Origin of the sequence: Paraburkholderia phenoliruptrix, assembly GCF_047325075.1 — a bacterium.
Lineage (GTDB): Bacteria > Pseudomonadota > Gammaproteobacteria > Burkholderiales > Burkholderiaceae > Paraburkholderia > Paraburkholderia phenoliruptrix.
Genome location: NZ_CP168530.1, coordinates 2588056 through 2611408, shown reverse-complemented (window position 1 = coordinate 2611408; position 23353 = coordinate 2588056). Strand labels below are relative to the sequence as shown.

Here is a 23353-nt window from a genome sequence, read left to right as displayed (position 1 = left end):
CCGTGGCGACGCTGCGCATTGCGACATTCAACATCAACGGAATCCGTTCGCGTCAGGCCGCGTTACTGCAATGGCTCGAGCGCGAGGCGCCCGACATTGTCTGCCTGCAGGAACTGAAGGCCGCAGACAGCGCATTTCCCGCCGACGCCTTGCGCGACGCGGGCTATCACGCCATCTGGCACGGCCAGAGCGCATGGAACGGCGTGGCGATTCTGTCGAAGGGCGAGCCGCCGCTGGAAAGCCGCCGCGGTTTGCCGGGTTTCGAGGACGACACGCATAGCCGCTATCTGGAAGCCGCCGTGGGCGGTCTGCTGGTCTGCTGTCTGTATCTGCCGAACGGCAATCCGCAGCCCGGTCTCAAGTTCGAGTACAAGCTGAAATGGTTCGATCACCTGATCGATCACGCGGCGAAGCTGCTCAAGAGCGGCCATCCGGTCGTGCTCGCCGGCGACTTCAACGTCGTGCCCACCGATGAAGACATCTACAACCCGCGCTCATGGCTGAAAGACGCGCTGTTGCAGCCGGAGAGCCGCGAGCGTTATCGGCGCCTCCTCGCGCAAGGCTGGACAGACGCGCTGCGCACGCACTTCGGCGACGAGCGCGTCTATACCTTCTGGGACTATTTTCGCCGTCATTGGGACACCAACTCCGGCTTGCGCATCGATCACATTCTGCTGAGCCCGGACCTCGCGCCGCGGTTGCGCGACGCCGGCGTGGACCGCTGGGTGCGCGGCGAGCCGCACGCGAGCGACCACGCGCCGACCTGGGTCGAACTGGACATGGGCGCGAAGCGCCGCAAGGCACGCGGCTGAACCGCTAGCGGACTACCGTCGCGCCGGGAGCCGGATGCATGCGCGCCGCGACCGCGGGAATCGCCGCACCGGCAGGCGAGTTTTCGTCGATGGAGGTGCGGCCGCCATCGTGGAAGAATGCCTGCTCGGCGGCTTTGTTCATCACGAGAATGCTGATGCGCCGATTGGTCGGTTCGTCGACGATATTGCTGTTGAGCGGCAGCACGTCCGCGAGACCGCGCACCTGCAACAGCTTTTCGCCATGCATGCCGCCCGAGACGAGCGCGCGGCGCGCGGCATTCGCGCGTTCCGACGACAACTCCCAGTTCGAATAGCCGACGGGTCCGCCGGTGTACGGCACGGCGTCGGTGTGGCCCGCAATCGAAATACGGTTGTCGACGTCGTTGAGCGCCGCGCCGATCTGCGTGAGAATCGCGACCGCATAAGTCTGCAGCCGTGGACTGCCGGAGGCGAACATCGGCCGGTTCTGCGAATCGACGATCTCGATGCGCAAGCCTTCATTCGTGATCGAAATGCGAATCTGATCCTTGAACGCCTTCAACGCCGGGCTTTGCTCGATTAGCGAAATGAGTTTCTCCTTCAGCTGCTGCAAGCGAGCCGCGTCAGCCGGCGCAACGGTCGGCACCACATTCACGGGCGTAGCCGCCTCGACCTGCGTCTTTTTGCCGTCGCCCGGACGGGTGTCGGAAATGTCGCGCCCGCCGCCTTGCACCACGCTCGGCCGTGCGGCGGCTGCGCCTTCATTGCCGCCCAGCAGGCTCGATAAAGGCGTGTTGAAGTAGTCCTCAATGCCTTGCTTGTCGAACTTCGACGTGGAGCCGAGCAGCCACATCAGCAGGAAAAACGCCATCATTGCGGTGACGAAGTCGGCGTACGCGATCTTCCATGCGCCGCCGTGATGGGCGCCGTGATCGTCGGCTTTTTTCGAGCGGCGCACGATGATCGGCGGCGGCACCTCCTGCTCCTCGCCGCGTGAGCGTCTTTGCGTCATTACGCTGCTCCGCTTGCGGCAGGCTTCGGCGTCTTGGTCGCGCGCACCGCGTCATCGAGTTCCTGGAAGCTCGGGCGGTCGGCGGTGAACAGCACCTTGCGGCCGAACTCCACGGCAATAGGCGGCGCGTAACCGGAGAGCGACGCGAGCAGCACGGCCTTCACACACTGGAACGGCTTTGCTTCAGCGCGTCCCTTTGCATTCAGCAGATCGGCGAGCGGACCGATGAAGCCATACGCGAGAAGAATGCCGAGGAACGTGCCGACGAGTGCACCCGCGATCATCTCGCCGAGCACTGCAGGCGGCGCGCCGACGGAGCCCATCGTGTGGACCACGCCCATCACGGCAGCGACGATGCCGAATGCGGGCAGCCCGTCTGCCATCTTCTGGATCGCGTTGGCCGCCACCGACGCTTCCGCGTGATGCGTGGCCAGCTCTTCGTCCATCAGGTCCTGCACTTCGAGCACGTTGACGTTGCCGCCGGACATCATGCGCAAATAGTCGACGATGAAATCAAGCAGATGGTGATCGGCGAGAACGTGTGGGTACTTCTGGAAAATCACGCTTTCCTCAGGGGCGAACACGTCGGCTTCGAGCGACATCATGCCTTCCTTGCGGGCTTTCTGAAGCAGCTCGTACAGCAGCGCGATCAGTTCCAGATACTTTTCCTTCGTGTAGCCGCCGTTTTTGAAGCACGACGGAATCGCCCTGAGCGTCTTCTTCAACGTCGAGATCGGATTGCTGACGACGAACGCGCCGATCGCCGCACCGAAAATGCATAGTAGTTCGAACGGTTGTACGAGCGCCGGCAAATGGCCGCCCACGCCGACAAAGCTCCCTATGACAGAGCCGATCACCAACACCCAGCCGATTGCGACAAACATGTTCTCTCCGTTATCTTGCGCGCCGCACGTCACGTAGCAGAAGAAGCCGTTTTGCAGGGCTTGTGCGTGCGTCGCTGAATTTCCGCATGTACTGGTAAACGGCGCGAAAGGCGATTGCTGAAGTGCTGGAAAACGCCAAATCGGAAATTCAGACGTGCGCGCGGGGCATGCAGTCGGCATCGGTAAAAGCGCCCGCACCTTTTTACCGATTGCTCTGCTAGCATGCATGCGACTAGCGAGCGGCGTGCGGTTGCTCGGAACGGGTCGTGACCGTCACAAGAACAACGGAGATCAGCATGAAAGCCAGCACCATTGCCGAGCGCGAGGCCCGTGGCCGGGCCGCGCGCGAAAAGTCGAAGCGCTCGAGCCATCGAACAGTGGGCGAGCTGCACCGCGATCCGATCGAACTGCTGAAAGCGAGCAGCGAAGGCCGCGTGAAGAACCTCATGCCGCTGCGCTATGGGCGCATGGCGGTGTCGCCGTTCACGTTCTTTCGCGGTACGGCGATTCTGCAGGCGCACGATCTGAGCAAGGTTCACGACACGGGCTTGACCCTGCCCATTTGCGGAGACGGACATCTGATGAACTTCGGCGGCTTCGCCACGCCGGAGCGGCAACTCGTATTCGACCTGAACGATTTCGACGAAGTGTCGATCGGTCCCTTCGAATGGGATCTGAAACGCCTTACCGCGAGTCTCGTAATCGCCGCGCGTCATATGCGCCTGAGCCGCGGCGCAGCGGAAGATCTGGTGATGACCGCCGTCGGCGAATATCGCAATCGCATGGCGCAATACGCGCAATATGGCGCGCTCGAGCTGTGGTACGAGCGCATTACCTTCGACCGCATGGCCGATACGGCGCTCACGCCTGAACGGCGTCGCGCCGTGCGTCGCGGCATGGAAAAAGCGGCGGGGCGCACGCACGAAAGCCTGTTCGAAAAGATGGCGGAGCACGACGGCAATCGTTGGGTGATTCGCGACGCGCCTCCAGTGCTTTTTCACGTGCTCGGCGCGAATACGCTCTTCGCCGCCGACGAAATCGACGAGCTCAAAGGCGCGCACGGGCACAAGGTGCTGGACGCCGTGTGGAGCGATTACATGAAGAGCCTGTCGCACGACCGCCGCGAACTGCTTGCGCATTTCAGCTTGCAGGACGTCGTGTTCAAGGTAGTCGGCGTGGGCAGCGTCGGCACGCGCTGCACGGCCATCCTGCTCGTCGACCCCGTGGGCAAGCCGCTTTTCGTGCAGATGAAGGAGGCGAGGCCGTCGGTCATCGCGCGCTATTTCAGGTCGCCGTCGGTCAAGCATCAGGGCGAGCGCGTGGTGCAGGGGCAGCGCATGTTGCAGGCCGCGAGCGATATCTTTCTCGGCTGGGCGACGAGTCCGCTCGGGCGGCACTATTACTTCCGTCAGCTGCGCGACATGAAGCTGTCGGCGAGCATCGAGCTATTCGACACGGATCTGCTGACCGGCTACGCGCAACTGTGCGGCTGGGCGATGGCGCGAGCGCATGCCAAGGCAAGCGGCCAGGCGGTCGAAGTGAGCGCGTATATCGGACGCGGCGATCAGTTCGCCGAAGCGCTCACTACCTATGCGGCGCATTACGCGGATCAGGTGGAGCGCGACTACGACGTGTTCGTCAAGGCATGCCGCAGCGGCGCGCTAGAGGCGCGGTCGGACGAAGATATGGCCGGGGACTTTCGTATGTGACGGCGTGCGAGGCGCGCGGCATCAACCGTCAACGCGCGCGTCGCGCAGCGTCACGAAACGCAGCTTGCGTTCGCGAGCCGCCTCGACGAGACGCGGCAGCACGGCAAGAATCAGCGGCTTGCCGTCGACGGTCAGCGCGGCGTTGCCGTCGTGCAGCAGCAGAATGTCGCGTGCCGCAAGACCGTCCAGCAGCCTTCGCGCGACGACCTGCGGATCGCGCTCGCGCGTGTCGTAGCCGCGCCGCGTCCATGCCGCGAGCCGCAGATCGAGCTTGCGCAGCACGGGTTCGAGGAAGATGTTGCGCAGGCCGGCCGGCGCGCGAAAAAACATCGGTGCCTCGCCGCTGAGTTCTTCGAGCGTGCGTTGCGCGGCATCGATCTCGCGCCGCAGCGCACCCGGAAAGGTGACAGAAAACGTATGCACGTGAACCTGCGAATGGTTTTCCAGCGCATGACCGCGCGCGACGATCTCGCGTGCGAGTTCAGGATAGCGCCGCGCTTTTTCGCCTATGCAGAAGAACGTTGCGCGCACGCCGAGGGCGTCGAGCAGGTCGAGCACCTGCGGCGTGACGACGGGATCGGGACCGTCGTCGATGGTAAGCGCGATGGCGTCCGCGTTGCGCGCGCCGGCGGGCAGGCGCGTCCAGTTGGGGCCCAGCAGCGACGTGCGCGGCAGCAGTCCGGCCACCGTAAAAACAGCATGATTCGCGAAGATTGCCGCGAGCCACCACGGCCAGGCGCGCGGCGCGAGGAGCCACGCGCCCAGCACGAGAACGTGCCAGGCGGCGGTGGCGGTGAGCATCGCAGGGTAGCCGGTTTGCGGCCAGCGGCGCAGCGGTGGTGCGTGAGCGTCGTGGGGCGTGGAGAGTGGGTTCATAAAACATGCATCCGATGATTGCGCGGATCGACCTGGCGCCGCGAAGGCGCCGCGCAACGTCGAACGATACCATTGATGCGCGGGCCGCCGCGCCTGCGGACAGGAAGAGCAATGAAAGTGCGCACCGGGATGGGTGACCCACGCTGTGCCGCGCTATGGTGCAAACAGTCGTTGGAGCGAGTCGGCTAACCAGGAGAGAGACAGTGACGGTAACGGGAATCGTAAAAGTGGCATTGGTGACGGGCGCGGGCAGCGGCATCGGTCGTGCCTGCGCGCTGCGGCTCGCGGAGCATGGCTATCGCGTGGTGCTTGCGGGCCGCCGCGAGGCGGCGCTCGCAGCGGTGGCGGACGAGGCGCGCGCGCTCGGCGGCGAGGCGCTGGCGGCGCCCTGCGACGTGACGGACGCAGCGAGCGTCGCTGCCCTGTTCGAGACGATCCGCGCGCGCTACGGGCGGCTCGACGTGCTGTTCAACAACGCGGGGCGCAACGGCTCGCCGGTGGATATCGACGAACTGGATATCGACGAATGGCGCTTGGTGGTCGACACGAATCTGACCGGCGTGTTTCTTTGCACGCGCGCCGCGTTTGGACTGATGAAAACGCAGAATCCGCGCGGCGGGCGCATCATCAATAACGGATCGATTTCGGCGCATGCGCCGCGGCCCAACAGCATTGCCTACACGGCGACCAAGCATGCGATCACCGGCCTCACGAAAGCGGTGTCGCTCGACGGGCGCCGATACGACATCGTGTGCGGCCAGATCGACATCGGCAACGCCGCCACGGAGATGGCCGAGCGCATGGCGCGCGGCGTGCCGCAGGCGAACGGTGAGATCGCGGTCGAACCGTTGATGGACGTCCAGCATGTCGCCGACGCCGTGCTGCATATGGCGCAACTGCCGCTGTCGGCGAATGTCCAGTTCATGACCATCATGGCGAGCAAGATGCCGTTCGTGGGGCGCGGGTGACGGCCAGCATGCAACAAGCGGGGCGCGGGCGATCCACCTATACTGGGCGCTTCCCGGCCCGCGCCTTGCTGGCTCTTTTGCATATTCAAACGATGTCACCCGCCGTGCCGCAATCCGCATCCGCATCCGCCGACGACCCGAAGCCGCAGCCGCCCGTGCAGCCCGACCTCGACGATTGCTGCCATAACGGCTGCAGTCCGTGCGTGTTCGATGTGTATGACGCGGCGCTCGAACGCTATGAAATCGCGCTGGCGGAATGGCAGAAGCGGCGGGAAAAGCGGCAGGTAACATCGCAAGAAGCGTCGCGCGAAGCGCCGCAAGTGCGCCACCCGCGGCCCGCGGTGCAAGCACCACGCGCGCGAGCCGCGAAGGAAACGCTCGCACCGCACAAGAGCCGCGCAGCCAAACCTCGCTGACAGGCCACCGCGTCCCACGTCTCACGCCGCAAGCCAACGCTCATCCGTCATGACCGACCTTCATTCCGCGCCTCTCAACGCCGCCGAGCCCATCGAGCCTTTCGGCGGATCGCACACGCTCGACGACCTTCACGACTTCGTGCAGCGCTATCCGCGGCTTTTCGTGCTGACCGGCGCCGGCATCAGCACCGACTCGGGCATTCCCGGCTATCGCGACGACAATGGTGCATGGAAGCGCTCGCCGCCCATCACGCTGCAGGAGTTTCTCGGCACCGAAGCGATGCGCCGCCGCTACTGGGCGCGCAGCATGGTCGGCTGGCCCGTCGTCGCGCAGGCGCAGCCGAACGCCGCCCATGCCGCGCTGGCGCGCCTTCAGGCCGCCGGGCATGTGCCGACGCTCGTCACGCAGAACGTCGACGGCTTGCATCAGCGCGCGGGCAGCCGCGATGTGATCGAGCTGCACGGCGGTATCGATGGCGTCGTCTGTCTGGATTGCGGAACGCAGCATTCGCGTGCCGCGATCCAGCGGACGCTCGAAGCGGACAATCCCGCGCTGCTGAACGTCACCGCCGAAACCGCCGCCGACGGCGACGCGCACCTCGAATGGCACGCGCTCGAAACGTTTCGCGTGCCGACGTGCGCGAACTGCGGCGGTCTGTTGAAACCCGCGGTGGTGTTCTTCGGCGAAAACGTGCCGCGCGAGCGGGTGGAAGCCGCTTCGCATGCGCTCGACGCCGCCGACGCCGTGCTCGTGGTCGGTTCGTCGCTGATGGTCTACTCCGGTTATCGCTTTTGCGTGTGGGCACAAAAACAGCGCAAGCCGATCGCCGCGATCAATCTCGGACGCACGCGTGCCGATCCGCTGTTGTCGCTGAAATGCGCGGCGCCGTGTGCCGATATGCTGACCGCTCTCGCCGGCCGTCTCGCGTTAGATTGAGCGGCGAGCGCCTCGCGAATCCCCGAAATCCAGCCCAACAAGTCATCCGCCAGACTGTTCCCATGACCGAACCTTTTTCGCCGATGCGGCAACGCTCGCCCTCTGCCGAACGCAACCGCGAACCGATACTCGCCGTGTTGCGCGCGGTGCTGCCCGCCACCGGCCGCGTGCTCGAGATCGCGAGCGGCACGGGGCAGCACGCCCTCTGCTTTGCCGGCGCGTTGCCCGGCCTCGACTGGCAGCCGAGCGATGCCGACGAAGCGGCGCGCGAGTCGATTGCCGCATGGATCACGCAGGATGCGCCGCCGAACGTGCGCGCGCCGCTTGCGCTCGACGTGCATGAGGCGGACTGGGGCGTCGGCACGGTCGATGCCGTGGTCTGCATCAACATGATTCACATAGCGCCGTGGAGCGCCGCCGAGTCGCTCGTCGCGGGCGCGAGCCGCCATCTGCGTGACGGCGGCGTGCTGTATCTGTACGGGCCGTTCAGGCGCGGCGGTGCGCACACGGCGCCGAGCAACGCAGCGTTCGATGATCAACTGCGCAGCCGCGATCCGTCGTGGGGCGTGCGCGACATGGAGGAGGTCGTGGCGCTCGCGGCGTCGGCGGAATTCGTGTGCGACGAGCCGGTCGCGATGCCGGCCAATAATTTCAGCCTGATATTCAGAAAGCGCGCGCAAGTCGGCCGGGCACGGTGACTGCGCGAAGCGACGCAGTAGCGACGCAGGATCGGCGCAAAACCCGAGGCAAAGCCCGAGGCAAAGCCCGAGGCAAAGCTCGAGGCAAAGCCCGAGGCAATTGCGACTCAAGTGACTGAAAAGCAAAGCGAAGGCGACCGAAAAGCGACGCAAAGGCACAGAAAAAGCACAGCGAAAGTTCAGCAAAAGCGGCCTTGCGTGCCCGCTAACAAGCGGCGAACCGGCATTTCTTTTATGCTTTCACCCTCGACGTCCGGCCGACGTTTATTCCGGCGCGGCGTCACGACACTTTTGGACACTGGAGAATTCACATGGGCAAACAGGCAATCGGCGTGGTGGGGCTGGCGGTCATGGGCCGCAATCTGGCGCTCAACATCGAGAGCCGCGGCCACGCGGTGTCGGTCTACAACCGTAGTCGCGAAAAGACCGACGAACTCATCGCCGAATATCCGGACAGAAAGCTGGTGCCGGCGTTCACGCTGGAAGAGTTCGTCGAGTCGCTCGAAAAGCCGCGCCGCATTCTGCTCATGGTGAAGGCCGGCGCGCCGACCGACGCCACCATCGCCGCGCTCAAGCCGCTGCTGGACCAGGGCGACATTCTCATCGACGGCGGCAACACGCATTTCACCGACACGATTCGCCGCAATCAGGAACTGGCGAAGGCCGGGCTGCATTTCATTGGCACCGGTGTGTCCGGCGGCGAGGAAGGCGCGCTGAAAGGCCCGTCCATCATGCCGGGCGGCCAACGCGACGCTTACGATCTCGTCGCGCCGATCCTCACCGAAATCGCCGCGAAGGCGCCGGACGGCGAGCCTTGCGTCGCCTACATGGGCCCGGACGGCGCCGGCCACTTTGTGAAGATGGTGCACAACGGCATCGAATACGGCGACATGCAGTTGATCGCGGAAAGCTATGCGGTGCTCAAGCAGGTGGTGGGCCTCTCGAACGAAGAGTTGGGCAAGGTCTACACGGAGTGGAATCAGGGCGAGCTCGACAGCTACCTGATCGAAATCACCTCCAGAATCTTCAGCAAGAAAGACGAAGAAACCGGCAAGGATCTCGTCGACGTGATTCTGGATCGTGCGGCGCAGAAGGGCACCGGCAAGTGGACGAGCCAGAACGCGCTCGATCTGGGCGCGCCGCTGCCGCTCATTACGGAGGCGGTGTTCGCGCGGGTGTTGTCGTCGCTGAAAGACCAGCGCGTGGCCGCGAGCAAGGTGCTCGAGGGCCCGAAGGCCAAGCCGCTCGGCGCCGAGCGCGACGCCTTCATCGAGTCGGTGCGCCGGGCTCTGTACTTCAGCAAGGTCATTTCGTACGCGCAAGGTTTTGCGCAGTTGCGCGCGGCGTCGGAAGAATATAAGTGGGATCTGGACTTCGGCACGATCGCGAAGATTTTCCGCGCCGGCTGCATCATCCGCGCCCGCTTCCTGCAAAAGATCACGGACGCCTACACGAAAGACAAGGCGATCGCCAATCTGCTGCTCGACCCGTATTTCCGCGACATCGCCAGCAACTACCAGGCGGCGCTGCGCGAGGTGGTGGTCGCGGCGATCAACGCGGGCGTGCCGGTGCCGGCTTTCGCGTCGGCAGTGGCGTATTTCGACGCGTATCGCTCGGAGCGCCTGCCCGCGAACCTCGTGCAGGCGCAGCGTGACTTCTTCGGCGCGCATACGTTCGAGCGTATCGACAAGCCCGGCAGCTTCCACGCGAACTGGAGCTAAGCGGTCGGCTTGCGTCAACCGCGCTGCAGCGCGCGCCGGCACCAAGGACGCGGGCCGCAGTGCGGGGATTGAGACGCGCCCGCGGCTATTGTTGCGCGCGCTGTTCCGGGAGTAGGTCAGGGCCGGTAGGAGCCACCGACTATTGCAATTTGCGGAATAGAGTTTCGTCGTTTTAGGGGTTTCCCCTAGATGTTCTCGCTCCTAAACTTCTGTTCAAGCGCTAGGGACAACCCAGCCCCGAAGCGAATCACAACAAGTTCTGGAGGTTATACATCATGAAGACGCTCATCTCTGCCGCTGTTATCGCCGCCGCTCTGGTCGCTCCCGTTGCTTCGTTTGCTCAGTCCAGCCAGCCGGTTACGCGCGCTCAAGTTCGCGCCGAACTGGTCCAGCTCGAAAAGGCAGGCTACAACCCGGCCAGCGACCGCATCGACTACCCGGCCAACCTGCAAGCCGCTCAGGCGCGTGTCAACGCGGAAACCGGCACGGCTCAAGCTTCGGCACAAGTCGCCGACAGCGGCTACGGTGCGCCGATTGCCGGCAGCTCGCAAGCAGGCCGCGCGGTCACGACCGACCGCAGCTCGGTGTATTTCGGCAACTAATTTCGGTAGCCGAGTCCGGTAGCCGGTTAGCCGAAGCAAGCCCAGCGCCCCTGCGCTGAATCACGCGGGCGCCAAAGTCAAAAACGCCGCCAAGGTTTTTCGCCTGGCGGCGTTTTGCCGTTTACCGCGTGCGCCGGTTGCGAGCGCGCAAGCCCGCAAGCCCGCAAGCCCGTCCATCAACGCGCCGGCAAGTGCGGAATGGCTTCGTTGCTGGTCATATTGAGCTGCTGCATCTGCCGATGTGCCTTGTTCAGATGCGCCTGCGCGGCCATGCGCTGCGCCTCCAGCTGCGACACCTCTTTGCGCACCTGATGCTGCCGGTTCGACGCCGCTTGCTCCTGCGCGCTGCGTCGCTGCAGATCGCTGCGCAGGCGCTCCGCCTCGGCTTCGGAGCGCGCGATCATGCGCGCCAACTGCTCGTTCTGCGCCTCCAGTTGGGCCCGGCGGGTTTCGCAGTCCGAGAGCCGCGTCGCCTGATCCTCGAAATGGCGGAAGGCGGCTTCGGCGGCTTCGAGATCGGCGGCTTTCAGCGCGCGCCATAGCGCGCCTTCCTGATATAGCGCGACGTAGTACACCAGCTCCTTCGCGTGAAACAGCAGGCTCACCGAGTAGGCAAAGCTGCGAAAGACGCGAAACGGCGTAAGCGCTTCTTCTTCGGCGAGCCATTCGACTTCGGCGGTGTTGGCGATCTGCACGCCGCGCGCGCTGACCTGCGACGGCACTGTCTGCACCGGCCGCAAGGTCAGCACCGGGCGCGGCGCGCCGCGGGCCACCGCGGCCTGTGCGGTCGCGGACATGGAGCTGGACGCCGAGCCCGACACCTCTCCGGACACCGCGTCCGGCTGGCGCTCCGTTCCGGGATTCGGCGCGGCATCAGATCCCGCTGTCGACGCGAGGTCCGGCGGCGCGTCGTCCGCATCGGCAGGCGAGGCGGGCATGGCGGCTCGGTTCTGCGGGATTCTCACGACATGCGACGGGCCGGTCAGCACGCTGCGGCGGTTCAGGAGACTTTTCACGGCGGTTCCTCCAGTTGACTCGCCCAAAAATGACCAGACGACACCGGCAATCAAGCGTTCCGGCTAACTGGCGGATGGGGCGGTGAGCGAAAAGCGAAGGCTCGGTGGCGTGTGCCGATCGGCAAGCTCGGCGGGGCCGGCCACGCCACGCTGCGCGTCGGGCGGAGTGGGTCCGCGCGCGCAGCCTCAATGCAGTGTGCGCTGCCGGCCGATGTCGTCGAAGAGCGCGCGGCTTGGTTCCAGCGCGAGCAGCCACGATTCGTCGTAGCCGCTCAGGTTCTCGAGCGCTTCGCGCAGCCGTTCGATGGCGAGCGCGGGAATCTCGACGCGGGCTTCGACGCCGCTCGCGAGTCCGGCAATGCTCGCGAGTTGCACGAGCGCGTCGGCGGCTTCGGCGACGTCGGCGGCAAAGATGAGGTGATTGTTCAGCAACTCGACCAGTCCCGGCGACGCGGCGACCTCGTCGACATTGAGCTGCACGGCCAGAAAGGTGGCTTTGTTCATCCTCAACTCCTTGCGGGATCCGGTGGTTTGGGTCCGCGCCGCCCGGGCGCAGCAAGGTTGAGTATAGGTGAGGGTCGCGAGGTTTCAATGGTCACACCATTGCGCCGCCCCGCCGCGCGTGCGCGAGGTGTGTCGGCGACGCGACTTATAATGAGCCTTCGACACTGCGGCGCGCGCAGCCGCCTGCGGCCGCGGTATCGCGTTCACGCTCACGCTCACGCTCACGCGAGCGGCCGGCGCGGCAGGGCGCCGCCTTCGCGCAGTCTTTACATCGAGTGCCTTTGGGACCATGAAGATCATTCGCAGCAAGAGCTTCACTGCGACGCGCGCCTGGGGCGCGCTCGACATCGCCAATATGGGCGGCATCACGACGCGCCTGCACTGGACCGATCAGCCGTACAAGTGGCACGTCAACGACGGCGAGGAAGTCTTTGCCGTGCTCGACGGCCGCGTGGAGATGCGCTATCGCGAAGACGGCGTCGAACAGGCGGCGATTCTGGAAACCGGCGATGTCTTCTATGCGTCGGTCGGCACGGAGCATGTCGCGCATCCGCTCGGCGCCGCGCGCATTCTCGTGGTCGAGGCGGAGGGCAGCGTCTGAGTCTTGCAGATGCCGGCATGCCGGCGCGGCCGCCGCGGCACGGCGCATGCTACGGGCATCGATTGAAGTCGATCGAAACACAAGATTGAATCAAAAAATGTCGAGGAAAATCACATGACGAGACCATGGCAACGGACGGGGACTGGAGCGGCTGCGACCCGTGTGCTCGCGGGGGGTGCGCTCTGCGCGCTGCTCAACGGCTGCACCAGCATGCCGTGGGACAGCACACCGTTTTACGGCAACACGCAGTCGCGGCCGACCACGCTCGGCACCGTGCCGGTTCCGGCGGGCTTCTATCGAGTGAATCCCGGCGATACGCTCGCCGGCATCGCCTCGGCATACGGCCACAGGACGCAGGATGTGGCGGCATGGAACGGCCTGCCCGTGAATGCGGCCGTCGCGCCCGGACAGGTGCTGCGCGTCGCCCCGCCGATGGCCTCGGGCAGCGTGCTCGCGCCGCCCGTCGGCGTCGCGCCCAATGCGGCCACGGCGCCCGGCGGCGCGACTGCGCCGGGGGGCCAGGTCAACCCGCAGGTCAACCCGCAGCTCAACCCGCAGGCCAGCCAGGGCGCCCAGCAGGGCGTGCTGCAATGGCCGTTGCGCGGGCCGATCCTCAAGACATTTGCGCCAGGCAGGTCGAACGGCATCGTGATCGGCGGACGTCCCGGCGATCCGGTCAAGGCGGCCGCCACCGGCCGCGTCGTGTATGCCGGCTCGGGCATCGAGGCCTACGGCCCGCTCATCATCATCAAGCACGACGATTCGCTCATTACCGCTTACGGGCAGAACAGCACGCTGCTCGTGAAGGAAGGCGATGCGGTCGCGCAAGGGCAGACCATCGGCGAAGTGGGCGTGGATAGCCGCGGCGTCGGCGCAATCCAGTTCGAGGTTCGCCAGAACGGCCAGCCCGTCGATCCCCTCGCCTGGCTGCCGAAGTAGCGCGCCCAGCCGGACCTGCCGGCTCATCCGGCGCGCACGCGGTTCTGCGAGGGCCGCGCAAATTGAATACACTGTGTGGCTCACGAGCCGGCGCCGCGCCTGGCAGCAAACTGAGCGGCAACCAAGCGGCAATTAAGCGGCAATTAAGCGGCAGTTAAGCGGCAACATCCGCAGCGAGCCAAGCACCAAGCCAAGCGGCGAGCCGGCCGACCGTCATGGCCTCTCACTCGAAAGACGCACTGGGATACACAATGATCGATTTGCGCAGCGATACCGTAACCCGCCCGACCCCGGCGATGCTCGCGGCCATGTCGGCCGCCGAAACAGGCGACGACGTCTGGGGCGACGACCCGACCGTGCTGCGTCTGCAAGCCACCCTCGCCGAACGCACCGGCAAGGAAGCCGGCCTCTTCTTTCCGAGCGGCACGCAGAGCAACCTCGCCGCGCTGATGGCGCATTGCGCGCGCGGCGACGAGTACATCGTCGGGCAGCTGGCGCACACCTACAAGTACGAAGGCGGCGGCGCGGCGGTGCTCGGCAGCATCCAGCCGCAGCCGCTGGAAAATGCCGCCGACGGCTCCATCCCGCTCGACAAGATCGCGGCCGCGATCAAGCCGATCGACAACCACTTCGCGCGCACCCGGCTGCTGGCGCTGGAAAACACCATCGGCGGGAAGGTGTTGCCCGAAGGCTATGTCGCCGAAGCCGTGCAGCTCGCGCGCGAGCGCGGCTTGTCGGCTCACCTCGACGGCGCGCGCGTCTTCAACGCGGCCGTCGCATCGGGCAAGCCTGTGGCGGCGCTGTGCGCCCCGTTCGATTCGGTGTCGATCTGCTTTTCCAAAGGGCTCGGCGCGCCGGTCGGCTCAGTGCTGGTCGGCAGCCGCGCGCTGATCGACGTGGCGCACCGCTGGCGCAAGGTGCTCGGCGGCGGCATGCGGCAAGCGGGCGTGCTCGCCGCGGCCTGTCTGTACGCGCTGGATCACAACGTCGAGCGTCTCGCCGACGACCATGCGAACGCCGCGCATCTGGCCGCAGGGCTGGAAAGCATCGATCAGGTGAAGGTGCAGTCCGTGGCGACGAACATGGTGTTCGCGCAGTTTCCGCAGCAGCATTGCGCGCCGCTCGAAGCGTGGCTGAAGGAGCGCGGCATTCTCACGCAAATGCTGTACGCGTCGCGCTTTGTCACGCATAAGGACGTGTCGCGTGAGGGCATCGACACGTTTATTGCGGCCGTGAAGGCGTATTTCGCCGCGCGTTGATGAGGGGCGGCGCGAACTATTCAGCGGGACCTGGAGCCATTCAGCGCGACTTATTGCGCGAGAGGTTTCCGTCACGTTGAGCGCCGCAGCGGACCGGCACGCCGGGAGAAGTTGCCAGACCGGTACCGACCCACGAAAAAAGCGGGCGCGCTGTGCGAACAGCGCGCCCGTTGTCTATTTGGCCGCTGCTTTCGCCGGCGCGCCCGCGCGATGCGACGGCGCGAGAAGCCGCAGCCCGCTTGCGAGGCTCGCCGCTCCCGCGAAGAACGCACCGGCGCCGAGCGCGAGCGTCGGCCCATGCCGGCCCGCAATGCCGAAGCTCAACGCGACGAGCGCCGCGCCGGTGGTCTGCCCGAGCAGCCGCGCCGTCGCCACAATGCCGCTCGCGCCGCCGCTGCGCTCGGGCGGCGCGCTGGCCATCAGCGCTTTCAGATTGGGTGACTGGAAAAAGCCGAAACCCGCGCCGCAAATGGCCATGCGGATGCCGATGTCGAGCACATGTGGATGCACCGGCAAGAGCGCGAGCGACGCCATGCCCGCCGACATCACCGCGAGCCCGACTGCGCCCAGCAGCCCCGGCGGATAGCGGTCCGACAGGCTCCCCGCGAGCGGCGCCGCCAACGCGACGACGACGGGCCACGGCGTCATCAGAAAGCCGGTTTCGACCTGACTGCGATGCAGCACGTCCTCGAAATAGAACGGCAGCGACACGAACGCGAGCCCCTGCGCGGCGAACGAGCAGACGGCCGTCACCGCGGAAAGCGCGAACACCGGCCGCCTGAACAGATCGACGGGAAGCATGGGCGCGGGGTGGCCGGCTTCACGGCGAATCAGCAGCACGCCGAAGACGAGCGCCACCGCCGCGGCGCCCCAGACCAACTGCGTGGGTGCACGCTGCGCGCCTTCGCCGAGCGCAAAGATCAGCGCGGCGAAGGTCACCACGTTGAGCAGCGCGGCAATTGGATCGAAGTGATGCGTGCCGCGCTCCGTGTGCGGCAACGCAGGCCACGCGAAGGTCAGCGCCAATAGGCCGAGCGGCACATTGACCGCGAACAGCCACGGCCACGAGGCAACCGACAGAATCAGCGAGGCCACCGTCGGTCCCACCGCAAACGACACGCCGACAATCAGCGCGTTCGTGCCGAGGCCGCGCCCGAGCCGGTGCGGCGGATAGAGAAAGCGGATCAGCGCGGTGTTCACGCTCATGATGGCGCTCGCACCCAAGCCTTGCAGCACGCGGGCGCCGGCGAGCATCGGCAGCGTCGGGGCCATCGAGCAGGCGAGCGACGCCAGCGTAAACAGCGCAATCCCGCCGATATAAATCCGCCGGTGTCCGACGATGTCGCCGAGCGCGGCAAGCGGCAGTAGTGTCGCGACCATCGCGAGCTGGTAGGCGTTGATGATCCACACCGACGCCGCGGGCGCCGCATGCAGATCCGCGGCAATGGCGGGCAGCGCGGTGTTGGCGATCGCGGTGTCGAGCGTGGCGAGCGCGACGGCGAGCATGATCGCTGCCATCGCGCGACGGTTGGCGGCGGACATGCGGGCATCCGCGGGGAAGGGCGGCGCGCAGGCGTCGCTGAGTCGATCGGACAAGGCGTGGCTCGTCGGGTCAATGCATGCCGAGGCGCCGCATCGACAGAAAGGCGGTGCGCGGGCGGCAAGCGGGGTGAACGGGAGGAAGCGCGGAGCCGGTTGGGCACACGCCCGGGCCGCCGCGCGGCGAATGAAGCGATTGTTACAGAGACGCGGCAATCGTGCAGGGCAGCGCACGCGTTGTAAGCGGCATGAAACCTGGGTCTATGTCCATGTATATGCAACTAACTGTCAGCCCCGCCGGGCGTGCTCGAACTGGGGACGCGCCGTCGCTCACGCACTGCGTCCGCTCTCGTTTGCCGGCGCGCCCGGTCGCTTGAAGTGCACAAGACCTGGCAGATGAACCGGTCCGATGCGATCACATCGAGCAGTCATGCGCGCGTCACCGGTCGAAAAAATAATTGCGGGGATGTCATGCGCTGTCCGATGCGCTGTGTCAGGTGCGATGTCACGCGATCCGCGTCGCATCATGTCACGCTCACTGCCGCCGTCTTCACACTTTGGCCCCACTGCCGAAACAGCCTGATGCACGCGCGCAGTGCCCGTTCACACGCCTCGTGCACCGCGCGCGTGCGCTGCCGCAGGCGTCGTCCCATGCGGCGGCGGACACAGGCGGGCACGGCATGTGCGTGAGGAGCACCCGCTCTCGCCGACATCCGGGAGTCGTAAAATGTCCTACTCTGATTTCTTAACCCGCCCGACCGGCACGCGCCTCCCGTCCGTCATCTGTGCGGTTCGCGTATGTCGCGGCGTTTTTACCCGGAGGCTTCGATGACAGCCGTCGATCTGGAATTCGACCAGCTCAACAGTACCGTCGACGCGCTACGGCGCTCAATTTCCAATCGCATGATGTACGGCGTCGGCAAGGACGCCGTCACTGCGCATCCCCATGACTGGCTGCACGCCGCGGCGCTCGCCGTGCGCGACCGGCTCGTCGCGCGCTGGATGAAAACCACGCGCCTGCAATACGAACAGGACGTCAAGCGCGTCTACTACCTGTCGATGGAATTCCTGATCGGCCGGACCTTTACGAACGCATTGCTCGCGCTCGGCATTCACGATCAGATGAAGGAGGCGCTTGCGAGTCTCGGCGTCGACATGGACGCGCTCATCGACATCGAGCCGGACGCCGCGCTCGGCAACGGCGGTCTCGGCCGGCTGGCCGCGTGTTTTCTCGATTCGATGGCGACCCTCGGCATTCCTGGCTTCGGCTACGGCATCCGCTATGAATACGGCATGTTCCGTCAGGAAATCGTCAACGGCGAGCAGGTCGAGGCGCCGGACTACTGGTTGCGCGCGGGCAATCCGTGGGAGTTTCCGCGGCCCGAGATCAAGTACACCGTGCATTTTGGCGGACGCACCGTGCAGCGCGGCGATCAGGTCGAATGGATCGACACCGAGCACGTGAACGCCACCGCGTACGACACGGTGATTCCCGGCTACGCGACCGACGCGACCAACACGCTGCGCCTGTGGTCCGCGCGCGCCACCGACGAACTCGACCTGGGCGCCTTCAACCGCGGCGACTATCGCAACGCGGTGGATACGAAGAACATGTCGGAGAACGTGTCGCGGCTGCTGTATCCGGACGACTCCACCCCGGCCGGCCGCGAGCTGCGGCTGCGCCAGGAATACTTCTTCGTGTCGGCGACCATGCAGGATCTGATTCGCCGCTATCAGCGCACGCACAGCACGTTCGGGCGCTTCTCCGAAAAGGTCGCGGTGCACCTGAACGACACGCACCCGGTGCTGGCCATTCCGGAACTGATGCGTTTGCTCGTGGACGTGCATCATCTGCCGTGGGACAAGGCGTGGAAGCACGTCACGCAGATCTTCTCCTACACGAACCACACGCTGATGCCCGAGGCGCTGGAAACGTGGGACGTGGAGATGCTGTCGCGGCTGTTGCCGCGGCATCTGGAGATCATCTTCGAGATCAACGCGGGCTTTCTCAAGCATGTGAGCGAGCAGTCGGGCCACGACGGCGAGATGATCCGCCGCATTTCGCTCGTCGACGAATATGGGCAGCGGCGCGTGCGCATGGCGTATCTGGCGATTGTCGCGAGCCACAAGGTGAACGGCGTGTCGAGGCTGCATTCGCAACTGATGACGCGCGACATCTTCGCCGACTTCGCGCGCATTTATCCGGAGCGCTTCACCAATGTGACGAACGGCATTACGCCGCGACGCTGGCTTTCGCAGGCGAGCCCGTCGCTGTCTTCGCTGATCGATCAGCGAATCGGCACGCATTGGCGCAGCAATCTGTTCGAGCTCGAGCAATTGCGGGAATTGCGCCACGACAGCAGTTTCATCGAGGCATTCCGTGAGGCGAAGCGCCACAACAAGCTGCGACTCGTGCAGCGGCTCGCGCATCACACGAAGCTGCATTTCAATCCGGACGCGCTCTTCGATCTGCAGGTGAAGCGCATTCACGAATACAAGCGGCAGTTGCTGAACGTGCTGCATGTGATCGTGCGCTACAACCAGATTCGCGCGAATCCGGAGCGCGACTGGGTGCCGCGTGTGGTGATGTTCGCGGGCAAGGCGGCTTCCGCTTACCGGATGGCGAAGACGATCATCAAACTGATCGGCGATGTGGCCCAGAAGGTCAATCACGATCCGCTGATCGGCGACCGTCTGAAAGTGGTGTTCGTGCCGAACTACGGCGTGAGCGTGGCTGAGCTCATCATTCCCGCCGCCGATCTGTCCGAGCAGATCTCGATGGCCGGCACGGAAGCGTCGGGCACGGGCAACATGAAGCTCGCGCTCAACGGGGCGTTGACTATCGGCACAATGGACGGCGCGAACATCGAAATCTGCGACGCTGTGGGCCGCGAAAACATCTTTATCTTCGGTCACACCGCGGACGAAGTGGACAACCTGCGCGCCGCCGGTTACCGCCCGCGCGAAGTGTACGAAGAGAACGCCGAGCTGCGCATGGCGCTCGACCAGATTCGCAGCGGCTACTTCTCGCCGGACGATCCACTGCGCTTCTCGGATATTTTCCACACGCTGGTGGATTGGGGCGATCACTACATGGTGCTCGCCGATTTCGCCGCGTTTGCGAAAGCGCAAAACGACGTGGATGCGCGTTTCCTCGACAAGCGGGCGTGGACCGAAAGCGCGATTGAAAACGTGGCGGGCATGGGTCAGTTTTCCTCGGATCGAACCATTGCCGAATATGCCCGCGATATCTGGCACGTGACGCCGCTCGACCTGAGCTGAGCGTCGTCTGCAGGAACCAGAGCCGTGCGTTTGCAGCGACGCACGGCCTTTTCATTGCACGAATGCGCTCAGGGCGTGAGCTTTTCGATGGTCTGGCTCGCGTAAAGGCCCAGTTGCGCGCGCGGGAAATCGAACAGTACGTCGATATTCTGCATGCCCATCAGACCGATCACGATGCGGTTCGCGCCCGGCTTTGCCTTGACGATGGCGACCTGCGCATCGTCGTAGCGGTGCACCCAGCCGCCCGAGCCGATCGCCGCGTTGTAATTGCCCTGCGCGAGCACTTTGCCGATGCTGTCGTCGCCGGTCCAGTTCGGCGCGGTGTCGGTTTCCACGCGGATCATGCCGGTGCTCGCGGTCGCGAACACGAGCGGCGCGCAGAACGTCATCTTGTCGCCCACGTTGATGCAGCCGCGCGGCCATTGCAGCGTGCCGTCTTTCGCTACCGTCATCGGCACCATCGTGTAGTCCTTCGTGATGGCGCTCGACGGGCTCAGCAGCACATACGGCTTGCCGAACGCGGCGTGCACCAGATAGCGCTCGCCGATGTGGCCGGCGAGCGCGCGCAGCGGCTGCGTGCAGCAGCTGTCGTCGGGCTGCGCCGCACCGACGCCGAAGAGTCCCGAAAACGCCCAGCCGAATTCGCCGGTGTAGCCGTCCATTGCGACGCAGCGTTTTGACGTGGGCTGGCAGCTCACGGTGTCCACGGCCTGGGCGTCGATCTGCACGGGTTTGGAGCCGGCCACGCGCATCGGCAGTTTGACGGCGGCGCCCGACACCTGCGCGCCGTTCGCGAGCAGCAGCGTGCTCGCCGGCGCGGCGCTCGCATAACTGGAGCCCGGCAGCACCGACTTCAGCACGCGCACGCCTTGCGTGCCCGTATCGAGGGCGACGTAGACCGGCTTGCCGTCCAGTTCGACGGGCAGGCCGAGACGCGCGTGGTCTTCATCGGCACGCTCGACGTGCAGCGGGATCAGCACGCCGTCCTGGCCGCCGTTGATAAGCGAAACGCTCGGGGCCGGCGGCGTGGGCGTCGGGAAATTGACCGCGCAACCGCCAAGCGAGGTCAGCGCGCCCGCCGCGAAGAGTGCGAGGGCGCTGAAACGGCGCCCATGACGACGTAAATGCCGGCGTAAATGCCGGCGCGCGGCGCAACCAGTGAGAGTAAGCAGGGACATGAGCACGCTCGCAAAAAGGGGCGCTCCCGTGCGAAAGGCGAGGCATGCGGCGGCTATGCGGAGAAAAGCGACGCATCGCGAGGCCTGCAGAAAGGGACGCGCGATAACAGGAGCGGCGACTCTACCCGCGCGTCGGGGGGCACTTGCAAAGATGTGTGAAGGGCAGGGCGTGGAGGCAGCGAGGTGCGTGGCGGGTGTCTCGCGCGCGGACGTTGCCGAGAGCTGTTGAATGAGCCCGCGGGTGCAGGCTCGGATTCGCTGATTGGACTCGGTGATTCAGCTCGTTGATTTAATTCGCTCAGTTCACTCGCCGGGTCAAGTCGCTTGTTTCGGCCGCTTGTTTCGGCCACTTACTCAAACTTTCTGCGCAGCGGAAGCCGCAGCCGCTGCGCCCTTGGCCTCGTTCACGGCCGCGCCGACGCGCTCGACAAAATCGCGATCCACGCTCGAGAGCGCCTCGCGCTCGCCGTCGGCCGTCTGCACCATCAAACGGTGCGTGATGTCCTGCGTGGCCCACGTGAGCCAGCCGACGACGACCAGCATCACGCCGCACACGAGGCCCGCGGGCACGCCCAGCACGCCGCCGACAATCGCGCCGACAAGTCCCACGACCGAGATCGTGATCGGCAAAACCTTGTTCTTTTGTATGGTGACGACCTGAACGCCGACAATGTCGCGCAGCGGAAAGACCTGCCCAGCGGATGAAAGCGCATTGCGGGTGACCGACACGCCGCGATCGTTGAAAGGGGTTTCCATCGAGTCGAATGCAAGCTGTTGCAAAGGGCGCAGCGTACCAGAAGAAACGGCATGGCAGCTCGCCGCGTTGCCGCAGGCCGCACCCATTGCGCGGCGCTCTGCGCGAAGGCAAGCCGAGCCTGCATCGACGAAACCGACGGCCGGGTGGTCTGGTCGAAGTGATGTGGCCGGAGTTCACATCGTGAAGCTGTTCCGCGTTACTGCTACCGCGACCGCCGCCGCTGCCCTGGCTTTACTGCTGGCCGCCTGTTCTTCGTCGGCATGGCCGCCGGCTGGCGAGCCGGTCGCGCAGCACGTTTCATCCGCCGCCGACACAGGCGCCCGCACAGACGCCGATACAGGTGCAATGCGCACCGCCCAAAACCCGCCGCGCGCCGCGCCGGCGTCGAAGCCGCCGGTACTGAGCGTCGGCGTCAGCGATCCCGACACGCAGTTGATTCTTCCCTGGTTCCTCACCGACATGATCGACGCGGTCAACAGCCATCAATCTTTCGGCGACTTTCTGAACGCGATGAAAGCCGGGCTGTAAGCGGCGCATTGCCGCTGAACGCGAATTTTGCCGGCGTAGAATGCCGGTACCGCCGAACCGGCCTGCTATTGCCACGCGCCGCCTACCCGTATGGAAATCAAGTGGATCGAGGACTTCATCGCGCTCGCGCAATATCAGAGCTTTTCGCGCGCCGCGGAATTCCGCAATGTCACGCAATCCGGATTCAGCCGGCGGATTCAGTCGCTCGAGCAATGGGTCGGCGCGGAGCTGATCGACCGCAGCAGTTTTCCGCCTGTGCTGACGCCGGCAGGCCAGCTCTTTCGCGAGGTGGCCGAAGACATGCTGGAGAAGCTCTTCAATACCCGAGCGATCATTCGCACCGAACAGCGGATCGCGGGCAAGAGCCTGCAGATCGCGGCGGGGCATACCATTGCGCTCAACTTCCTGCCGTCGTGGCTGAAGGCGCTCGCGGCGCGCTTCGGCGAGGTCCGCGCGCGCGTCGTGCCGACCAACGTGCACGATTCGATCCTGATGCTCGTGAACGGCAATTGCGAACTGATGTTCGCCTACCATCACCCGGAACTGCCGCTGCACCTCGACCCGGTGCGATATGAGCATGTCACCGTGGGTATCGACACGCTCATGCCCGTAAGCCGGCCGAATCAGCGGTTGGCGCCGTCTTTCCGGCTGCCCGGCACGCCCAAAGAGCCGCTGCCGCATATCTCTTACACGGAAACGAGCTACTTTGGCCGCTGCGTCGCGCTTCTGCTGAGCCGCGCGTCGGCGCCGCCTGCATTACGGCTTCATTACGAATCGGACATGGCCGAGGTCCTCAAGAAGCTGGTTCTGCAGGGCGAAGGCATTGCATGGCTCCCCAAAAGCGCCATTGCCGCCGAACTCGACAGCGATCAACTGGTAGCAGCCGGTCCGTCCGTCTGGAATCTGCAGGTCGAGCTGCGCGTGTATCGCGACGCCTCCAACCGCAATGAGTTTATCGAGGCGCTTTGGCAGTATTTGCGCGAAGTGTCGCCCGTCGCCGGCTAGGGTTATCCCGCGTTATGCGAAATTCGCATGACGACATGCAGGACCGGCATTAAGACATTTTTGTTCTTCTCTACCATCCGTTCCGACTGTGGCGCGGCGCCCATGCTGCCGCGCCCGATCGCTTCTCGCGC

General features: G+C 65.2%; 22 protein-coding genes. 14 read left to right on the top strand and 8 right to left on the bottom strand.

Annotated features, from left to right (window positions below; translation table 11 throughout):
- Positions 1-2: 2 nt before the first annotated feature.
- Positions 3-812 carry an exodeoxyribonuclease III gene (locus ACEN8U_RS11580; RefSeq protein WP_310109441.1) on the top strand — a complete coding sequence of 270 codons (810 nt, stop codon included), beginning with the start codon at positions 3-5 and terminating at the stop codon, positions 810-812.
- A gap of 4 nt (positions 813-816) precedes the next feature.
- Here the strand turns inward: ACEN8U_RS11580 and motB are convergent, their stop codons facing one another.
- Positions 817-1803 (bottom strand): flagellar motor protein MotB, encoded by a 987-nt coding sequence (gene motB / locus ACEN8U_RS11575; protein ID WP_310109439.1) that lies wholly within the window; start codon positions 1801-1803, stop codon positions 817-819.
- Complete coding sequence (motA, locus tag ACEN8U_RS11570; protein WP_013591683.1) at positions 1803-2687, bottom strand: flagellar motor stator protein MotA; 885 nt, start codon at positions 2685-2687, stop codon at positions 1803-1805. The genes motB and motA overlap by 1 nt, the downstream gene beginning before the upstream one ends.
- A gap of 296 nt (positions 2688-2983) precedes the next feature.
- On the opposite strand from motA, the gene ACEN8U_RS11565 reads away from it, so the two are divergent.
- Entirely contained in the window at positions 2984-4396 is a 1413-nt protein-coding gene (locus ACEN8U_RS11565) for a DUF2252 domain-containing protein (protein ID WP_310109436.1), read from the top strand.
- A gap of 21 nt (positions 4397-4417) precedes the next feature.
- Here ACEN8U_RS11565 and ACEN8U_RS11560 read toward each other — a convergent pair whose 3' ends face one another.
- Positions 4418-5272, bottom strand: coding sequence for a polysaccharide deacetylase family protein (locus ACEN8U_RS11560; protein WP_310109434.1), 855 nt, complete (start codon positions 5270-5272; stop codon positions 4418-4420).
- Between the two features lie 203 nt (positions 5273-5475).
- Here ACEN8U_RS11560 and ACEN8U_RS11555 point away from each other — a divergent pair, with 203 nt between their 5' ends.
- The 6 genes from ACEN8U_RS11555 to ACEN8U_RS11530 all read left to right on the top strand — a co-directional run bounded on the left by ACEN8U_RS11555 (position 5476) and on the right by ACEN8U_RS11530 (position 10614).
- A complete protein-coding gene (locus ACEN8U_RS11555) occupies positions 5476-6240 on the top strand; it encodes an SDR family oxidoreductase (protein WP_310109432.1) in 765 nt (254 codons plus the stop codon).
- A gap of 104 nt (positions 6241-6344) precedes the next feature.
- Positions 6345-6656: an oxidoreductase-like domain-containing protein gene (locus tag ACEN8U_RS11550; protein ID WP_310109430.1), complete on the top strand. Its 312-nt coding sequence runs from the start codon at positions 6345-6347 to the stop codon at positions 6654-6656.
- Positions 6657-6705: 49 nt separating this feature from the next.
- The gene (locus ACEN8U_RS11545; protein WP_310109427.1) at positions 6706-7593 is read left to right on the top strand and encodes an NAD-dependent protein deacetylase; all 888 of its coding nucleotides are present in this window, start codon (positions 6706-6708) and stop codon (positions 7591-7593) included.
- A 62-nt stretch (positions 7594-7655) separates the two neighbouring features.
- Entirely contained in the window at positions 7656-8291 is a 636-nt protein-coding gene (locus ACEN8U_RS11540; RefSeq protein WP_310109423.1) for a DUF938 domain-containing protein, read from the top strand.
- Between the two features lie 311 nt (positions 8292-8602).
- Positions 8603-10012 carry an NADP-dependent phosphogluconate dehydrogenase gene (gndA, locus tag ACEN8U_RS11535; RefSeq protein ID WP_310109421.1) on the top strand — a complete coding sequence of 470 codons (1410 nt, stop codon included), beginning with the start codon at positions 8603-8605 and terminating at the stop codon, positions 10010-10012.
- A 275-nt stretch (positions 10013-10287) separates the two neighbouring features.
- On the top strand, positions 10288-10614 hold the full coding sequence (locus ACEN8U_RS11530) for a DUF4148 domain-containing protein (RefSeq protein ID WP_013591691.1): 327 nt from the start codon (positions 10288-10290) through the stop codon (positions 10612-10614).
- A gap of 176 nt (positions 10615-10790) precedes the next feature.
- On the opposite strand, the gene ACEN8U_RS11525 is transcribed toward ACEN8U_RS11530, so the two are convergent.
- Together ACEN8U_RS11525 and ACEN8U_RS11520 are read right to left on the bottom strand one after the other, a co-directional pair.
- On the bottom strand, positions 10791-11630 hold the full coding sequence (locus ACEN8U_RS11525; RefSeq protein WP_310109418.1) for a DUF2968 domain-containing protein: 840 nt from the start codon (positions 11628-11630) through the stop codon (positions 10791-10793).
- 186 nt (positions 11631-11816) lie between these two features.
- On the bottom strand, positions 11817-12134 hold the full coding sequence (locus ACEN8U_RS11520; protein WP_310109415.1) for a hypothetical protein: 318 nt from the start codon (positions 12132-12134) through the stop codon (positions 11817-11819).
- A 289-nt stretch (positions 12135-12423) separates the two neighbouring features.
- On the opposite strand from ACEN8U_RS11520, the gene ACEN8U_RS11515 reads away from it, so the two are divergent.
- The 3 genes from ACEN8U_RS11515 (at position 12424) to ltaE (ending at position 14933) form a co-directional block, all read left to right on the top strand.
- Positions 12424-12735, top strand: coding sequence for a cupin domain-containing protein (locus tag ACEN8U_RS11515; RefSeq protein ID WP_013591694.1), 312 nt, complete (start codon positions 12424-12426; stop codon positions 12733-12735).
- A gap of 114 nt (positions 12736-12849) precedes the next feature.
- The gene (locus ACEN8U_RS11510) at positions 12850-13674 is read left to right on the top strand and encodes a peptidoglycan DD-metalloendopeptidase family protein (protein ID WP_310109413.1); all 825 of its coding nucleotides are present in this window, start codon (positions 12850-12852) and stop codon (positions 13672-13674) included.
- A 251-nt stretch (positions 13675-13925) separates the two neighbouring features.
- The gene (ltaE, locus tag ACEN8U_RS11505) at positions 13926-14933 is read left to right on the top strand and encodes a low-specificity L-threonine aldolase (RefSeq protein ID WP_041746670.1); all 1008 of its coding nucleotides are present in this window, start codon (positions 13926-13928) and stop codon (positions 14931-14933) included.
- A gap of 174 nt (positions 14934-15107) precedes the next feature.
- Here ltaE and ACEN8U_RS11500 read toward each other — a convergent pair whose 3' ends face one another.
- Positions 15108-16475, bottom strand: coding sequence for an MFS transporter (locus ACEN8U_RS11500; protein WP_309586366.1), 1368 nt, complete (start codon positions 16473-16475; stop codon positions 15108-15110).
- Positions 16476-17300: 825 nt separating this feature from the next.
- Here ACEN8U_RS11500 and ACEN8U_RS11495 point away from each other — a divergent pair.
- Complete coding sequence (locus ACEN8U_RS11495) at positions 17301-19754, top strand: glycogen/starch/alpha-glucan phosphorylase (RefSeq protein ID WP_310109410.1); 2454 nt, start codon at positions 17301-17303, stop codon at positions 19752-19754.
- Between the two features lie 68 nt (positions 19755-19822).
- On the opposite strand, the gene ACEN8U_RS11490 is transcribed toward ACEN8U_RS11495, so the two are convergent.
- Positions 19823-20932 (bottom strand): hypothetical protein, encoded by a 1110-nt coding sequence (locus ACEN8U_RS11490; RefSeq protein ID WP_310109408.1) that lies wholly within the window; start codon positions 20930-20932, stop codon positions 19823-19825.
- Between the two features lie 354 nt (positions 20933-21286).
- On the bottom strand, positions 21287-21688 hold the full coding sequence (locus ACEN8U_RS11485) for a DUF6232 family protein (RefSeq protein ID WP_028360286.1): 402 nt from the start codon (positions 21686-21688) through the stop codon (positions 21287-21289).
- 181 nt (positions 21689-21869) lie between these two features.
- Here ACEN8U_RS11485 and ACEN8U_RS11480 point away from each other — a divergent pair, with 181 nt between their 5' ends.
- Both ACEN8U_RS11480 and ACEN8U_RS11475 read left to right on the top strand, forming a co-directional pair.
- Positions 21870-22217: a hypothetical protein gene (locus tag ACEN8U_RS11480; RefSeq protein WP_310109637.1), complete on the top strand. Its 348-nt coding sequence runs from the start codon at positions 21870-21872 to the stop codon at positions 22215-22217.
- Positions 22218-22307: 90 nt separating this feature from the next.
- On the top strand, positions 22308-23222 hold the full coding sequence (locus tag ACEN8U_RS11475) for a LysR substrate-binding domain-containing protein (RefSeq protein WP_310109406.1): 915 nt from the start codon (positions 22308-22310) through the stop codon (positions 23220-23222).
- The last annotated feature ends 131 nt before the right edge of the window (positions 23223-23353 follow it).

Bases quoted from the DNA above. Each gene is read 5' to 3' on its own strand.
- motB (WP_310109439.1), bottom strand. From the start codon at position 1,803: ATGACGCAAAGACGCTCACGCGGCGAGGAGCAGGAGGTGCCGCCGCCG.
- motA (WP_013591683.1), bottom strand. From the start codon at position 2,687: ATGTTTGTCGCAATCGGCTGGGTGTTGGTGATCGGCTCTGTCATAGGG.
- ACEN8U_RS11565 (WP_310109436.1), top strand. From the start codon at position 2,984: ATGAAAGCCAGCACCATTGCCGAGCGCGAGGCCCGTGGCCGGGCCGCG.
- ACEN8U_RS11560 (WP_310109434.1), bottom strand. From the start codon at position 5,272: ATGAACCCACTCTCCACGCCCCACGACGCTCACGCACCACCGCTGCGC.
- ACEN8U_RS11545 (WP_310109427.1), top strand. From the start codon at position 6,706: ATGACCGACCTTCATTCCGCGCCTCTCAACGCCGCCGAGCCCATCGAG.
- ACEN8U_RS11540 (WP_310109423.1), top strand. From the start codon at position 7,656: ATGACCGAACCTTTTTCGCCGATGCGGCAACGCTCGCCCTCTGCCGAA.
- gndA (WP_310109421.1), top strand. From the start codon at position 8,603: ATGGGCAAACAGGCAATCGGCGTGGTGGGGCTGGCGGTCATGGGCCGC.
- ACEN8U_RS11530 (WP_013591691.1), top strand. From the start codon at position 10,288: ATGAAGACGCTCATCTCTGCCGCTGTTATCGCCGCCGCTCTGGTCGCT.
- ACEN8U_RS11520 (WP_310109415.1), bottom strand. From the start codon at position 12,134: ATGAACAAAGCCACCTTTCTGGCCGTGCAGCTCAATGTCGACGAGGTC.
- ACEN8U_RS11515 (WP_013591694.1), top strand. From the start codon at position 12,424: ATGAAGATCATTCGCAGCAAGAGCTTCACTGCGACGCGCGCCTGGGGC.
- ACEN8U_RS11510 (WP_310109413.1), top strand. From the start codon at position 12,850: ATGACGAGACCATGGCAACGGACGGGGACTGGAGCGGCTGCGACCCGT.
- ltaE (WP_041746670.1), top strand. From the start codon at position 13,926: ATGATCGATTTGCGCAGCGATACCGTAACCCGCCCGACCCCGGCGATG.
- ACEN8U_RS11500 (WP_309586366.1), bottom strand. From the start codon at position 16,475: ATGTCCGCCGCCAACCGTCGCGCGATGGCAGCGATCATGCTCGCCGTC.
- ACEN8U_RS11495 (WP_310109410.1), top strand. From the start codon at position 17,301: ATGACAGCCGTCGATCTGGAATTCGACCAGCTCAACAGTACCGTCGAC.
- ACEN8U_RS11490 (WP_310109408.1), bottom strand. From the start codon at position 20,932: ATGTCCCTGCTTACTCTCACTGGTTGCGCCGCGCGCCGGCATTTACGC.
- ACEN8U_RS11485 (WP_028360286.1), bottom strand. From the start codon at position 21,688: ATGGAAACCCCTTTCAACGATCGCGGCGTGTCGGTCACCCGCAATGCG.
- ACEN8U_RS11475 (WP_310109406.1), top strand. From the start codon at position 22,308: ATGGAAATCAAGTGGATCGAGGACTTCATCGCGCTCGCGCAATATCAG.